10 protein-coding genes are annotated in these 14,467 nt (G+C 56.4%); 7 read left to right on the plus strand and 3 right to left on the minus strand.

All coding sequences use genetic code 11. From position 1 onward, the window contains the following. Positions 1-91: 91 nt before the first annotated feature. Positions 92-2,728, minus strand: a complete 2,637-nt coding sequence (gene gyrA / locus RT197_RS12110; protein WP_312950900.1) for a DNA topoisomerase (ATP-hydrolyzing) subunit A — start codon at positions 2,726-2,728, stop codon at positions 92-94. 146 nt (positions 2,729-2,874) lie between these two features. Between gyrA and ubiG the strand changes: the two genes are divergently transcribed. The 4 genes from ubiG (at position 2,875) to yfaE (ending at position 7,707) form a co-directional block, all read left to right on the plus strand. Then, positions 2,875-3,603: a bifunctional 2-polyprenyl-6-hydroxyphenol methylase/3-demethylubiquinol 3-O-methyltransferase UbiG gene (ubiG, locus tag RT197_RS12115; protein WP_312950903.1), complete on the plus strand. Its 729-nt coding sequence runs from the start codon at positions 2,875-2,877 to the stop codon at positions 3,601-3,603. 341 nt (positions 3,604-3,944) lie between these two features. After that, positions 3,945-6,230 carry a class 1a ribonucleoside-diphosphate reductase subunit alpha gene (gene nrdA / locus RT197_RS12120; protein ID WP_312950905.1) on the plus strand — a complete coding sequence of 762 codons (2,286 nt, stop codon included), beginning with the start codon at positions 3,945-3,947 and terminating at the stop codon, positions 6,228-6,230. Between the two features lie 92 nt (positions 6,231-6,322). Next, positions 6,323-7,453: a class Ia ribonucleoside-diphosphate reductase subunit beta gene (gene nrdB, locus RT197_RS12125; protein WP_312950907.1), complete on the plus strand. Its 1,131-nt coding sequence runs from the start codon at positions 6,323-6,325 to the stop codon at positions 7,451-7,453. Then, positions 7,453-7,707, plus strand: coding sequence for a class I ribonucleotide reductase maintenance protein YfaE (gene yfaE / locus RT197_RS12130; protein ID WP_312950909.1), 255 nt, complete (start codon positions 7,453-7,455; stop codon positions 7,705-7,707). Before nrdB ends, yfaE begins: the two co-directional genes overlap by 1 nt. A gap of 37 nt (positions 7,708-7,744) precedes the next feature. Here yfaE and glpT read toward each other — a convergent pair whose 3' ends face one another. Further along, the gene (gene glpT / locus RT197_RS12135) at positions 7,745-9,097 is read right to left on the minus strand and encodes a glycerol-3-phosphate transporter (RefSeq protein WP_312950912.1); all 1,353 of its coding nucleotides are present in this window, start codon (positions 9,095-9,097) and stop codon (positions 7,745-7,747) included. A 255-nt stretch (positions 9,098-9,352) separates the two neighbouring features. On the opposite strand from glpT, the gene glpA reads away from it, so the two are divergent. The 3 genes from glpA to glpC are packed head-to-tail and all read left to right on the plus strand — an operon-like array spanning position 9,353 to position 13,417. Then, the gene (glpA, locus tag RT197_RS12140; RefSeq protein ID WP_312951230.1) at positions 9,353-10,981 is read left to right on the plus strand and encodes an anaerobic glycerol-3-phosphate dehydrogenase subunit A; all 1,629 of its coding nucleotides are present in this window, start codon (positions 9,353-9,355) and stop codon (positions 10,979-10,981) included. Further along, positions 10,971-12,230 carry a glycerol-3-phosphate dehydrogenase subunit GlpB gene (gene glpB, locus RT197_RS12145; protein WP_312950916.1) on the plus strand — a complete coding sequence of 420 codons (1,260 nt, stop codon included), beginning with the start codon at positions 10,971-10,973 and terminating at the stop codon, positions 12,228-12,230. Before glpA ends, glpB begins: the two co-directional genes overlap by 11 nt. Then, on the plus strand, positions 12,227-13,417 hold the full coding sequence (glpC, locus tag RT197_RS12150) for an anaerobic glycerol-3-phosphate dehydrogenase subunit GlpC (protein WP_312950919.1): 1,191 nt from the start codon (positions 12,227-12,229) through the stop codon (positions 13,415-13,417). Before glpB ends, glpC begins: the two co-directional genes overlap by 4 nt. Here the strand turns inward: glpC and RT197_RS12155 are convergent. Beyond that, on the minus strand, positions 13,414-14,463 hold the full coding sequence (locus RT197_RS12155) for a Gfo/Idh/MocA family oxidoreductase (RefSeq protein WP_312950920.1): 1,050 nt from the start codon (positions 14,461-14,463) through the stop codon (positions 13,414-13,416). The two genes, glpC and RT197_RS12155, sit on opposite strands and share 4 nt — an antisense overlap. Between the last annotated feature and the right edge of the window lie 4 nt (positions 14,464-14,467).

A 14,467-nucleotide genomic window follows, 5' to 3' on the forward strand; every position in this document is an offset into this window, starting at 1 on the left:
ATTCAGGATGGAAATAAGGTAGCGGTAAAATTCATTAGCCGCAATGATAAAGAAAAGGGCTGGAGATCCAGCCCTTTGCATACAGAAAGGTTTACTCTTCGGCGTCGTCAGCAACGTCGTCGTCGGTGTCCGCTTCCGGGGCAATATCTTCATCCCCTTCCGCGACGCTACCGTCGATGGAGTCCAGTTCTTCATCATCAACTGGCTCGGCAACGCGCTGTAGCCCCACCACGTTTTCATCTTCCGCCGTGCGGATGAGGATCACGCCCTGGGTATTACGCCCTACCACGCTGATTTCCGATACGCGGGTTCGTACCAGGGTGCCAGCGTCGGTGATCATCATGATCTGGTCGCAGTCATCAACCTGCACCGCGCCCACCACGGAGCCGTTACGCTCGGTGACTTTGATCGAGATAACGCCCTGCGTACCGCGAGATTTGGTCGGGTACTCGGTTTCTGCGGTGCGTTTGCCATAACCGTTTTGCGTCACGGTCAGGATTGCGCCTTCACCGCGCGGCACGATCAGCGAAACGACGCTGTCATTTTCCGCCAGACGAATACCGCGCACGCCGGTCGCCGTACGACCCATCGCACGCACCGCGCTGTCTTTGAAACGCACCACTTTACCCGCAGCGGAGAACAGCATGACTTCATCCGCGCCGGACGTCAGGTCAACGCCAATCAGCTCGTCGCCTTCGTTCAGATTCACCGCGATAATCCCGGCAGAGCGTGGGCGGCTGAACTCTTTCAGCGCCGTTTTCTTCACCGTACCGCTGGCAGTCGCCATAAAGACGTTGACGCCCTCTTCGTACTCGCGCACCGGCAGGATAGCGGTGATACGTTCGTTCGCTTCCAGCGGCAGCAGGTTAACGATAGGACGACCACGCGCGCCACGGCTCGCTTCTGGCAGCTGATACACTTTCATCCAGTACAGACGTCCACGGCTGGAGAAGCAGAGGATGGTGTCATGGGTGTTCGCCACCAGCAGGCGGTCAATAAAGTCTTCTTCTTTAATGCGGGCGGCTGATTTCCCTTTGCCACCGCGACGCTGGGCTTCGTAATCGGTCAGCGGCTGATACTTCACGTAGCCCTGATGCGACAGCGTAACCACTACGTCTTCCTGGCTAATCAGATCTTCGATATTGATATCGGCGCTGTTAGCAGTGATTTCGGTGCGACGCTCATCGCCAAACTGTTCGCGTACCAGTTCCAGCTCTTCGCGGATCACTTCCATCAGGCGATCGGCGCTGCCGAGGATGTGCAGCAGTTCAGCGATTTGTTCCAGCAGCTCTTTGTATTCGTCGAGCAGTTTTTCATGCTCAAGGCCGGTCAGCTTTTGCAGACGCAGATCCAGAATCGCCTGGGCCTGCTGTTCGGTCAGGTAGTATTGACCGTCGCGCACGCCAAATTCCGGCTCCAGCCATTCCGGGCGCGCGGCGTCATCGCCCGCACGTTCCAGCATCGCAGAAACGTTGCCCAGATCCCATGAACGCGCGATCAGCCCTGCTTTCGCTTCCGCCGGGGTCGGCGCACGGCGGATCAGTTCGATAATCGGATCGATATTCGCCAGCGCAATCGCCAGCGCTTCGAGGATATGCGCACGGTCACGGGCTTTACGCAGTTCAAAAATGGTACGACGGGTCACGACTTCACGGCGGTGACGCACGAACGCGGAAAGAATATCTTTCAGGTTCATGATCTTCGGCTGACCGTGATGCAGCGCAACCATGTTGATGCCGAAGGAAACCTGAAGCTGGGTCTGCGAATAGAGGTTGTTCAGCACCACTTCGCCTACCGCATCGCGTTTCACTTCAATGACGATGCGCATCCCGTCTTTATCAGACTCGTCGCGCAGCGCGCTAATGCCTTCAACGCGTTTATCCTTAACCAGCTCGGCGATTTTCTCAATCAGGCGCGCTTTGTTCACCTGATAGGGAATTTCGTGGACGATGATGGTTTCGCGACCGGTTTTGGCATCGGCTTCCACTTCTGCGCGGGCGCGAATGTAGATTTTGCCGCGACCGGTGCGGTAGGCTTCTTCAATACCGCGACGGCCGTTAATAATGGCGGCGGTCGGGAAATCCGGCCCCGGAATGTGTTCCATCAGCCCTTCAATGCTGATGTCTTCATCGTCAATGTAGGCCAGGCAGCCGTTGATCACTTCCGTCAGGTTGTGCGGCGGAATGTTGGTCGCCATCCCGACCGCGATACCGGACGAGCCGTTGACCAGCAGGTTAGGAATTTTGGTCGGCATGACGTCAGGAATGCGTTCCGTTCCGTCATAGTTATCAACGAAATCGACCGTTTCTTTTTCCAGGTCAGCCATCAGCTCGTGGGCGATTTTCGACATACGGATTTCCGTATAACGCATCGCTGCGGCGGAGTCGCCGTCTACCGAGCCAAAGTTACCCTGGCCGTCGACCAGCATATAACGTAAGGAGAAAGGCTGCGCCATACGCACGATGGTGTCGTAAACGGCGGTATCACCATGAGGGTGGTATTTACCGATAACATCACCAACGACACGGGCAGATTTTTTATAGGCTTTATTCCAGTCATTGCCCAATACGTTCATGGCGTAAAGTACGCGACGGTGTACCGGCTTCAGGCCATCTCGGACGTCTGGCAGCGCACGGCCAACAATGACCGACATCGCATAATCCAGATAGGAGCTCTTCAGCTCTTCCTCGATGTTAACCGGTGTAATTTCTCTCGCAAGGTCGCTCATCTAACCGCTATCCCTCTACTGTATCCCGGATTCAAAGGTCGCAAATTATAACACAGTCGTATTAAGAGAGGTAAACCAATACAGTTTATTCATGCCTGCCAGCTGATATACTCGAACCACTTGCCAAATAAGGAGTAGAAGCGCCAATGAATGCCGAAAAATCGTCAGTGGCTCACAACGTCGACCATCAAGAGATCGCTAAATTCGAAGCCGTTGCGTCACGCTGGTGGGATCTGGAAGGTGAATTTAAGCCGCTGCACCGTATTAACCCGCTGCGTCTGGGATACATTGCCGAGCGTTCAGGCGGCCTGTTTGGTAAAAAGGTGCTGGACGTCGGCTGCGGCGGCGGGATCCTCGCGGAAAGCATGGCGCGGGAAGGCGCAACGGTCACCGGGCTGGATATGGGCGCGGAACCGTTGCAGGTCGCCCGGCTGCATGCGCTGGAATCCGGCGTGCAGATTGATTACGTGCAGGAAACGGTGGAAGAGCACGCCGCCAAATACGCACAGCAATATGACGTGGTGACCTGTATGGAAATGCTGGAGCACGTGCCGGACCCGCAGTCGGTGGTCAACGCCTGCGCCCGGCTGGTGAAGCCCGGCGGCCACGTTTTCTTCTCTACCATTAACCGTAACGGTAAAGCCTGGCTGATGGCCGTGGTCGGTGCGGAGTACGTGCTGCGGATGGTGCCGAAAGGCACTCACGACGCGAAGAAATTTATTCGCCCCTCTGAGTTGCTGGGCTGGGTCGACGAAACCGTGCTGAAAGAAGTGCATATGACCGGTTTACATTACAACCCGCTGAGCAATACTTTTAAGCTCGCGCCGGGCGTTGATGTTAATTATATGTTGCATACCACTGCTAAAAACGACTGACGTTAGAACTTTTCCTGCTAAAGATTGCGCGACCTCGCGTTGCGCAATTTCTTATCCGTAGAAGAAAGCAGCATTCGATCAAAATTTCTATTTTTTTTGTACCTGGTTGACATCCCCTCCAGGCCAGATGGGACGTGCTTTTTACCTTTGTTACGCTTTTGCAACATCAAATTCATACCAAAATCAACTCTTGTGCTGAAAAGAATCCTTACTAGAATACTCACCATATAGCGTTCAATTTATCCATCACCCCCTATATATAGTATTTATCCACAGAGTTAGTCACAGCGACGTTTTGTGGATAAGCGGGGGACATTTTTTCACGGACAGGTAAAAAATACATGAATCAAAGTCTGCTGGTGACAAAGCGTGACGGTAGCACCGAGCGCATCAATCTCGACAAAATCCATCGCGTGCTGGATTGGGCAGCAGATGGGCTGAACAACGTCTCGATTTCGCAGGTGGAGCTGCGTTCGCATATCCAGTTTTACGACGGGATCAAAACGTCCGATATCCACGAGACGATTATCAAGGCCGCTGCCGATCTGATCTCCCGCGATGCCCCGGATTACCAGTACCTGGCCGCGCGCCTGGCGATTTTCCACCTGCGTAAAAAAGCCTACGGGGAGTTTGAGCCACCCGCGCTCTACAACCACGTCACCAGAATGGTGGAGATGGGAAAATACGATAGCCATCTGCTGGAAGACTACACGGAAGAAGAGTTCGCGCAGATGGATTCGTTCATCGTCCACGACCGCGATATGACCTTCTCCTACGCGGCCGTAAAGCAGCTTGAAGGCAAATACCTGGCGCAGAACCGCGTCACCGGTGAAATCTACGAAAGCGCCCAGTTCCTGTACATCCTGGTGGCGGCCTGCCTGTTCTCCAACTATCCGCGTGAAACCCGTCTGGATTACGTGAAGCGTTTTTATGACGCGGTTTCTACGTTCAAAATTTCGCTGCCGACGCCGATCATGTCCGGCGTGCGCACCCCGACCCGCCAGTTCAGTTCCTGCGTGCTCATTGAGTGCGGCGACAGCCTCGACTCTATTAACGCCACCTCCAGCGCGATTGTGAAATATGTTTCCCAGCGCGCAGGCATCGGCATTAACGCGGGGCGCATTCGCGCGCTGGGTAGCCCGATTCGCGGCGGTGAAGCGTTCCATACCGGCTGTATTCCGTTCTATAAACACTTCCAGACCGCAGTGAAATCCTGCTCGCAGGGCGGCGTGCGCGGCGGTGCGGCAACGCTGTTTTACCCGATGTGGCATCTGGAAGTGGAAAGCCTGCTGGTGCTGAAAAACAACCGTGGCGTTGAAGGCAACCGCGTGCGTCACATGGACTACGGCGTCCAGATTAACAAGCTGATGTACACCCGCCTGCTGAAAGGCGAAGACATCACGCTGTTCAGCCCGTCCGACGTGCCGGGTCTGTATGACGCTTTCTTCGCCGATCAGGACGAATTCGAACGCCTGTACACCCGTTATGAAAAAGACGACAGCATTCGTAAGCAGCGTATCAAAGCCGTTGAGCTGTTCTCGCTGATGATGCAGGAGCGCGCCTCCACCGGTCGTATCTACATTCAGAACGTGGACCACTGCAACACCCACAGCCCGTTCGATCCGCAGATCGCCCCGGTGCGCCAGTCCAACCTGTGCCTGGAAATTGCGCTGCCCACCAAACCGCTGCTCGACGTTAACGACGAAAACGGTGAAATTGCCCTGTGTACGCTTTCCGCCTTCAACCTCGGCGCGATCAAAAACCTCGACGAGCTGGAAGATCTGGCGGTCCTCGCCGTGCGTGCGCTGGATGCACTGCTTGATTATCAGGATTACCCGATCCCGGCGGCAAAACGCGGGGCGATGGGTCGTCGCACGCTGGGTATTGGCGTCATTAACTTCGCTTACTACCTGGCGAAACACGGCGTGCGCTACTCTGATGGCAGCGCCAACAACCTGACGCATAAAACGTTCGAAGCCATTCAGTATTACCTGCTGAAAGCCTCTAACGAGCTGGCAAAAGAACAAGGTGCCTGCCCGTGGTTCAATGAAACCACCTATGCGAAAGGCATTCTGCCGACCGATACCTATAAGAAAGATCTCGATAGCATCGCCAACGAGCCGCTGCATTACGACTGGGAAACGCTGCGTGAATCCATCAAAACCCACGGTCTGCGTAACTCCACGCTCTCCGCGCTGATGCCGTCCGAGACCTCTTCGCAAATTTCGAACGCCACCAACGGTATTGAGCCGCCGCGCGGTCACGTCAGCATTAAAGCGTCGAAAGACGGCATTCTGCGTCAGGTGGTGCCGGACTACGAGCATCTGAAAAACGATTACGAGCTGCTGTGGGAAATGCCGAATAACGACGGCTACCTGCAACTGGTCGGGATTATGCAGAAGTTTATCGATCAGTCGATTTCTGCAAATACCAACTACGATCCGACGCGTTTCCCGTCCGGGAAAGTGCCGATGCAACAATTGCTGAAAGATCTGCTCACCGCCTACAAATTTGGCGTGAAGACCCTGTACTATCAGAACACCCGCGACGGTGCCGAAGATGCGCAGGACGATCTGGCCCCTTCTATTCAGGATGATGGCTGCGAAAGCGGCGCATGTAAGATCTGATCCAGCCGCTGTGGAGGAAGGAGCGCAAACGCTCCTCCTCCCTCCGGCTCTCTCCCCTGGGTGAGGGATACATAAACAACAGGACACACCTAATGGCCTATACCACTTTTTCACAGACGAAAAATAACCAGTTGCTGGAACCGATGTTTTTCGGCCAGCCGGTGAACGTAGCGCGCTACGATCAGCAAAAATATGACATCTTCGAAAAGCTGATCGAAAAACAACTTTCCTTTTTCTGGCGTCCTGAAGAAGTTGACGTTTCCCGCGACCGTATCGACTACCAGGCGTTGCCGGAACATGAAAAACATATTTTCATCAGCAACCTGAAATACCAGACGCTGCTGGATTCCATCCAGGGTCGTAGCCCGAACGTCGCGCTGCTGCCGCTGATTTCAATCCCGGAGCTGGAAACCTGGGTTGAAACCTGGGCGTTCTCCGAGACGATCCACTCGCGCTCTTACACCCATATCATCCGTAATATCGTTAACGATCCGGCGATTGTTTTCGACGATATCGTAACCAACGAACAGATCCAGAAACGCGCGGAAGGTATTTCTCACTACTACGACGATCTGATCGCGATGACCAGCTACTGGCATCTGCTGGGCGAAGGCACGCACCAGGTAAACGGTAAAACCGTTACCGTTAATCTGCGCGAGCTGAAGAAAAAGCTGTATCTGTGCCTGATGAGCGTTAACGCGCTGGAAGCGATCCGTTTCTACGTCAGCTTTGCCTGCTCCTTCGCTTTCGCCGAGCGCGAGCTGATGGAAGGCAACGCCAAGATCATCCGCCTGATTGCCCGCGATGAAGCGCTGCATCTGACCGGTACCCAGCATATGCTGAACCTGCTGCGTTCCGGCAGCGACGATCCCGAAATGGCGGAGATTGCGCAGGAGTGTAAGCAGGAGTGCTATGACCTGTTCGTCCACGCGGCGCTTCAGGAAAAAGAGTGGGCTGGCTATCTGTTCCGCGACGGCTCAATGATTGGCCTGAACAAAGATATTCTGTGCCAGTATATCGAGTACATCACCAATATCCGTATGCAGGCGGTGGGCCTCGATCTGCCGTTCCAGACCCGCTCGAATCCGATCCCGTGGATCAACACCTGGCTGGTGTCCGATAACGTTCAGGTCGCGCCGCAGGAGGTGGAAGTCAGCTCCTATCTGGTCGGTCAGATTGACTCGGAAGTTAACACCGACGATTTAAGCGATTTCCAGCTCTGATGAGTCGGGTCACGCTACGCATCTCCGGCACGCATCTGCTGTGCCAGGATGAACATCCGTCGTTGCTGGCGGCGCTGGAGTTTCACCAGGTTGCGGTGGAATATCAGTGCCGCGAAGGTTACTGCGGCTCCTGCCGGATGCGTCTGGTGGCAGGTCAGGTAGAATGGTTGACCCAGCCGCTGGCGCTGGTACAGCAGGGAGAAATTTTACCCTGCTGTTGTCGGGCAAAAGGCGATATCGAACTGGATATGTAACCGCTTTACCGGGCGGCATTGCACCGCCCGGCACGGTTTAACGTCGTTTTTGCTCCAGCTGCTGATGATGCCGTTTCTCGCCGATCATCACCACAATCAGCAGCAGAACCGCCAGCACGCTGCCACCAATCATCACGATAAATCCACCGTCCCAGCCGAAGAAATCAACGGTGTAGCCCACGATGGCACTGGCCGCTACCGAACCGCCGAGATAACCGAACAGGCCGGTAAAACCCGCCGCCGTCCCCGCCGCTTTTTTCGGTGCCAGCTCCAGCGCGTGCAGGCCAATCAGCATGACCGGGCCGTAAATCAAAAAGCCGATGGCGATCATGCAGACCATATCCACCGTCGGGTTGCCCGGCGGATTCAGCCAGTAAACCACCGTCGCGATGGTCACCAGGGTCATAAAGAACACCCCGGTTGCGCCACGATTGCCCCGGAAGACTTTATCCGACATCCAGCCGCACAGCAGCGTACCGGGAATGCCCGCATATTCGTACAGGAAGTACGCCCATGAAGACTTGTCGATGGCAAAATGCTTCACTTCCTTCAGATAGGTTGGCGACCAGTCGAGGATGCCGTAGCGCAGCAGATACACAAACACGTTGGCAATGGCGATATACCACAGCAGTTTATTGGGAAGCACGTACTGCATGAAAATCTGCTTCGCCGTCAGTTCCTGCTCCGCCTGTTCGTTGTAGTCGTCCGGGTAGTCGTTTTTATACTCTTCAATCGGCGGCAGACCGCAGGATTGCGGAGTATCGCGCATTAACGCAAAAGCGATAATCGCGACCAGAATGGCGGCAAACGCGGGCATATACAGCGCGGCTTTCCAGTCGTTAAACCACGCCATTCCCAGCAGGAACAGCAGCGGAGGAATACCGCCGCCAACGTTATGTGCACAGTTCCACACCGACACAATGCCGCCACGCTCTTTTTGCGACCACCAGTGAACCATTGTGCGCCCGCACGGCGGCCAGCCCATTCCCTGGAACCAGCCGCAGACAAACAGCAGCACAAACATAATCGCGATGCTGGACGTTGCCCACGGGACAAAACCCATAAACAGCATCACCGCTGCTGCCAGGATCAAACCGGCAGGCAGAAACACGCGTGGATTCGACCGGTCAGATACCGAACCCATAATGAATTTTGAGAAACCGTAGGCGATGGAGATGCCGGACAGGGCAAAACCCAAATCGCCACGCGAAAAACCCTGCTCGACCAGATACGGCATGGCCAGCGCAAAGTTTTTGCGCACCAGATAGTAAGCAGCGTAACCAAAGAAAATCCCCAGGAAAATCTGCCAGCGCAGACGGCGGTAAACCGGGTCAATTTCCGCAGCGGGCAGACGCGCCTGGTGAGGGGCAGGTTTAAAAATACTGAGCATAATAGCCTCCGTGGCCATTGTGTTTACAGAGGTAAAAGGCGCGAGGTAACCCGGCCTTCATAATGTTCAAATGTTACAAAAACGGCACATTGCCTGTTCAGTAAAGCATATATTGTTACACTTTTATGACAAATGTTCAGAAAGGCGCACGGCGTCACATTTAATCTTCGAATAATGCGCGAACGTGCTCGAAATCAAACATCAACCACTCTTTATATGGCTAAATGTTGAGAAACGAACACAGAGGGCAAGATGATGAGCAGTCATGCAGCGCAGGAGAGCGATGTCATTATCATTGGTGGAGGAGCCACGGGAGCGGGGATCGCCCGCGACTGCGCACTGCGCGGCCTGCGCGTGATCCTGCTGGAGCGCCACGATATTGCCACCGGTGCGACGGGGCGTAATCATGGCCTGTTGCACAGCGGCGCGCGCTACGCCGTGACGGACGGCGAATCCGCGCGCGAGTGCATCAGCGAAAACCGGATCCTCCGACGCATCGCCCGCCACTGCGTCGAACCCACCGACGGCCTGTTTATCACCCTGCCGGAAGACGATCTGGCGTTTCAGTCCACCTTTATCAGCGCCTGTCAGCAGGCGGGGATCCGCGCGCAGGCGCTTGATCCGCAGGAGGCCCGGCGCATTGAACCCTCAGTAAACCCGCAGCTCATTGGGGCGGTACGGGTGCCGGATGGCACGGTCGATCCGTTTCGCCTCACCGCTGCCAATATGCTGGATGCCCGCGAGCATGGCGCGACCATTTTTACCGCGCATGAGGTAACCGGTTTGATCCGCGACGGCGCAACCGTGCGTGGCGTCAACGTTATCAATCATTTGACCGGAGAAAAGCAGGCGCTGTACGCGGCGGTAGTGGTGAATGCCGCCGGAATTTGGGGCCAGCGTATTGCCGAATACGCCGGGCTGGGCATTCGCATGTTCCCGGCAAAAGGCTCGCTGCTGATCCTCGATCATCGCATTAATCAGCACGTCATCAATCGCTGCCGCAAACCTGCCGACGCCGATATTCTGGTGCCCGGCGATACGATTTCGCTGATTGGCACGACTTCAATGCACATTGATTATCGGGATATTGACCAGAATCGGGTCACGCCGGAAGAGGTTGATATTCTGCTGCGTGAAGGCGAGAAACTGGCACCGGTGATGGCGAAAACGCGCATTTTACGCGCTTACTCCGGGGTGCGACCGCTGGTTGCCAGCGATGATGACCCGACCGGGCGCAACGTCAGCCGGGGCATCGTTCTTTTCGATCATGCTATTCGCGACGGCATGGACGGATTTATCACCATTACCGGCGGCAAGCTGATGACCTATCGGCTGATGGCGGAATGGGCTACCGATGCCGTTTGCCGCAAGCTGGGTAACAATCAGCCCTGCACCACCGCCAGCGAACCGCTACCCGGATCCCAGCAATCGGCGGAAAACACCCTCCAGCGGACGATCTCACTGCCTGCGCCGCTGCGCGGTTCGGCGGTTTATCGTCACGGCGACCGCACACCGTCATGGCTCGGCGAAGGGCGGCTACAGCGCAGCGTGGTATGTGAATGCGAAGCGGTGACCGCCGGAGAAATTCAGTACGCGGTGGAAAATCTGGCGGTCAACAGCCTGCTGGATTTACGCCGCCGCACCCGCGTGGGGATGGGCACCTGTCAGGGCGAACTGTGCGCATGCCGCGCTGCCGGACTGCTTCAGCGCTATCAAATCACCACGGCCAGCCAGTCGCTGACTCAGCTTTCTGACTTCCTTAACGAGCGCTGGAAAGGCGTTCAGCCCATTGCCTGGGGCGACGCGCTGCGGGAAAGCGAGTTCACGCGCTGGGTTTATCAGGGCCTGTGCGGGCTGGAGAAGGAGAATAACGATGAGATTTGACACGGTGATTGTTGGCGGTGGCCTTGCCGGGCTGCTGTGCGGCCTGCGGCTACAAAAGGCCGGTCTACGCTGCGCGATTGTCAGCCGGGGACAAAGCGCCCTCACCTTTTCTTCCGGCTCGCTCGACCTGCTTAGCACCCTTCCCAATGGCGATGCGGTCACCGATTTTCGCCCGGCGCTGGACCGACTCTGTGTGGAAACGCCGGAACATCCGTGGGCAAAACTGGGAACGGAAACCGTTCTGACGCTGGCACACCAGGTGCAGGCATTGCTCACTGAGTGCGGCGCGCAGATGCAGGGCGATCCTGCGCATAATCATTACCGGGTGACGCCGCTTGGCACCCTGCGCCGCGCGTGGCTCAGCCCGCAGGAAGTGCCGGTTTCCCCCCTGACCGCCCGGCGGATTTGCGTGGTCGGCATTAGCGGCCTGCTGGATTTTCAGCCGCATCTCGCCGCCGCTTCGTTACGCCAGCGCGGGACCGACGCGCAGGCGGTGGATATCGAATTGCCGGAACTGGATACGCTGCGTGCCAGCGCCGCCGGGTTTCGCGCGGTCAATATTGCCCGCTTTCTCGATGCCGAAGAAAACTGGCCGCTGCTGTACAACGCCCTGCTGCCGTTAACCCAGGGTTACGACGCCCTGCTGATGCCCGCCTGCTTCGGCCTGGAAGACGATCGCCTGTTTGCCTGGCTCAACGCGCGTCTGCCCTGCCCGCTGCGCCTGCTCCCTACCCTCCCGCCATCGGTACCCGGAATGCGGATGCACCGCCAGCTTCAGCGTCAGTTTATCCGTACAGGCGGCACCTGGATGCCCGGCGATGAGGTGACACATATGACCCGGCACGATGGCGTCGTCAGTGAAATCTGGACCCGCCAGCACGCCGATATCCCGCTGCGTCCGCGCTTCGCGGTGCTGGCCAGCGGCAGCTTTTTCAGCAACGGGCTGGTGGCTGATCGCGACGGCATCCGTGAGCCGATCCTGGGGCTTGAGGTACAGCAAGCGCCGGATCGTGCCGGATGGTACCGCAATGATTTTTTCGATCCGCAACCCTGGCAGCAGTCTGGCGTTAAGGTGGATGACACTCTGCGCCCGCATATTGACGGTGAACGGGTTAACAATCTGTTTGCGGCAGGCGCGGTGCTCGGCGGATTCGATCCCATCGCGCAGGGCTGCGGCGGCGGCGTTTCTGCCGTGACCGGCCTGTTTGTCGCGCAGCAAATTCTGGATATGAGCGGAGGCACCCTGTGAGCGATACCCGTTTTGCCAGCTGCATTAAATGTACGGTCTGCACCACCGTCTGCCCGGTCAGCCGGGTAGACCCGCGCTATCCCGGCCCGAAACAGGCGGGGCCGGACGGCGAAAGGCTGCGGCTGAAGGATGGCGCGCTGTATGATGAGGCGCTGAAATACTGCATCAACTGCAAACGCTGCGAAGTAGCCTGTCCGTCAGACGTCAAAATTGGCGACATTATTCAGCGCGCGCGGGCGCAGTACGACACCACCCGCCCGTCGCTGCGTAACGTGATCCTGAGCCATACCGATTTGATGGGCAGCGTCTCGACGCCGTTTGCGCCGGTGGTGAATACCGTCACCGCCCTGAAGCCGGTGCGTCAGCTGCTTGATTACGCGCTGAAAATCGACCATCGCCGCACGCTGCCGAAATATTCTTTTGGTACCTTCCGCCGCTGGTATCGCAGCGTTGCAGCACAACAGGCGCAGTATCAGGATCAGGTGGCCTATTTTCACGGCTGCTTCGTTAACTATAACCATCCCCAGTTGGGTAAAGATCTGGTCAGGGTGCTGAACGCGATGGGAACTGGCGTCCAGTTGCTGAGCAAGGAGAAATGCTGCGGGGTGCCGCTGATCGCCAACGGCTTTATTGATAAGGCACGCAGGCAGGCGGTCAGCAACGTGGCCTCGCTGCGGGAAGCGATTGAGGTGAAAAAGATCCCGGTGATTGCGACCTCATCCACCTGCACCTTTGCCCTGCGCGATGAATATCCTGAAGTGCTGGACGTGGATAACAGCGGGCTTCGCGAGCAGACGGAACTGGCTACCCGCTGGCTGTGGCGCAGGCTGGATGCCGGTCAGACCCTGCCGCTAAAAAAACGGCCGCTGAAAGTGGTTTATCATACGCCGTGTCATATGGAAAAAATGGGCTGGACGCTGTATACCCTTGAACTGCTGCGCATGATCCCCGGTCTGGAATTAACGGTGCTGGAGTCACAATGCTGCGGCATCGCCGGAACGTCCGGGTTTAAATCAGAAAACTATGCCACTTCGCAGGCCATCGGCGCGCCATTGTTTCAGCAGATTGCCGCAAGCGGCGCGGATTTAGTGGTCACGGACTGTGAAACCTGTAAATGGCAGATTGAGATGTCCACAGGCAAACGCTGTGAACATCCCATTACTTTGCTGGCGCAGGCGCTGGATTAAAAGCCGGGATTTTCCACGATGCGCTGCTCACGGAAAGCGGTAAACATCGCTTCCATGAGCTTCAGCACCCGCATCACTTCCCGGTTTTTGACTATCGGCTCTGCGCCATCCAGAACCACATCGGCAAAATTATTGTAGAAGCTACTGGCGTTAGATAAAGGCGCGGGGAGTGCCTTTACCAGCACCGCGTTTTCATCAGGCGGAGCCATGGTTTTAGTCAGCCCTGCCCCGGCCTGAACAGGCATCGGGGCCGGAACATCTTTCTGCCCGGTCGCCACCACCATTTTGCCGCTTAAATCCCAGTCGGCGACAAGCGCCGTGCCTGCGGTTCCTTTGATATACCAGCGGGGGAGCGTGATAAAATTGGTAGTGCCCACTTCAATATGGGCGGTTAATCCGCTGTGGAACTGAATATGCACGGTGAAACCATCGTCAACTTCGTCACCCAGCACGTAGCTTAATGAGGTGTAAATCTGGCTAATCGCGCTGTCGTCCAGCAACAATAGCTGATCGAGCAGATGCACGCCCCAGTCCAGCACCATCCCGCCGCCCTGCGCCAGTTTATGCCGCCAGTCGCCCGGAATACCGTTGGCCCCCTGTACCCGCGATTCAATATGGAAAATATCGCCGATCGACTTTTCCTCACGGATGCGCCGCACAATCAGGAAATCCTCATCCCAGCGGCGATTCTGGTGAACCATAAAAATTCGCTGCGCTTTTTCCTCCGCCTGCAAAATAGCGTCAAATTCGGCGGACGAAAGCGCCACTGGTTTTTCACAAATAACGTGCTTCCCGGCTTCAAGCGCGCGTATCGCCAGCGCTTTATGCACGTCATTCGGCGTTGCAATTAATACCGCCGTAATATCGCTATCGTTAAGAACATCCTCAAGCGAGGAATAAGGGAAGAGTCCCTGTGTTTCCGCTACCTGTAAACGCGCCGGGTCAATATCAAAAGCGCCTTTAACCCGGACACGTTCGCTGGCGGTCATCAGCTTTACGTGGTAAGCCCCCATCCCGCCATAGCCAATAATTGCCATCTTAAGCATCTTG

Origin of the sequence: Superficieibacter sp., from assembly GCF_032071645.1 — a bacterium.
Lineage (GTDB): Bacteria > Pseudomonadota > Gammaproteobacteria > Enterobacterales > Enterobacteriaceae > Superficieibacter.

What these genes read in the sequence shown, in the direction of transcription:
- gyrA (WP_312950900.1), bottom strand. Translation starts at nt 2,728, where the DNA reads ATGAGCGACCTTGCGAGAGAAATTACACCGGTTAACATCGAGGAAGAG.
- ubiG (WP_312950903.1), top strand. Translation starts at nt 2,875, where the DNA reads ATGAATGCCGAAAAATCGTCAGTGGCTCACAACGTCGACCATCAAGAG.
- nrdA (WP_312950905.1), top strand. Translation starts at nt 3,945, where the DNA reads ATGAATCAAAGTCTGCTGGTGACAAAGCGTGACGGTAGCACCGAGCGC.
- nrdB (WP_312950907.1), top strand. Translation starts at nt 6,323, where the DNA reads ATGGCCTATACCACTTTTTCACAGACGAAAAATAACCAGTTGCTGGAA.
- yfaE (WP_312950909.1), top strand. Translation starts at nt 7,453, where the DNA reads ATGAGTCGGGTCACGCTACGCATCTCCGGCACGCATCTGCTGTGCCAG.
- glpT (WP_312950912.1), bottom strand. Translation starts at nt 9,097, where the DNA reads ATGCTCAGTATTTTTAAACCTGCCCCTCACCAGGCGCGTCTGCCCGCT.
- glpA (WP_312951230.1), top strand. Translation starts at nt 9,353, where the DNA reads ATGAGCAGTCATGCAGCGCAGGAGAGCGATGTCATTATCATTGGTGGA.
- glpB (WP_312950916.1), top strand. Translation starts at nt 10,971, where the DNA reads ATGAGATTTGACACGGTGATTGTTGGCGGTGGCCTTGCCGGGCTGCTG.
- RT197_RS12155 (WP_312950920.1), bottom strand. Translation starts at nt 14,463, where the DNA reads ATGCTTAAGATGGCAATTATTGGCTATGGCGGGATGGGGGCTTACCAC.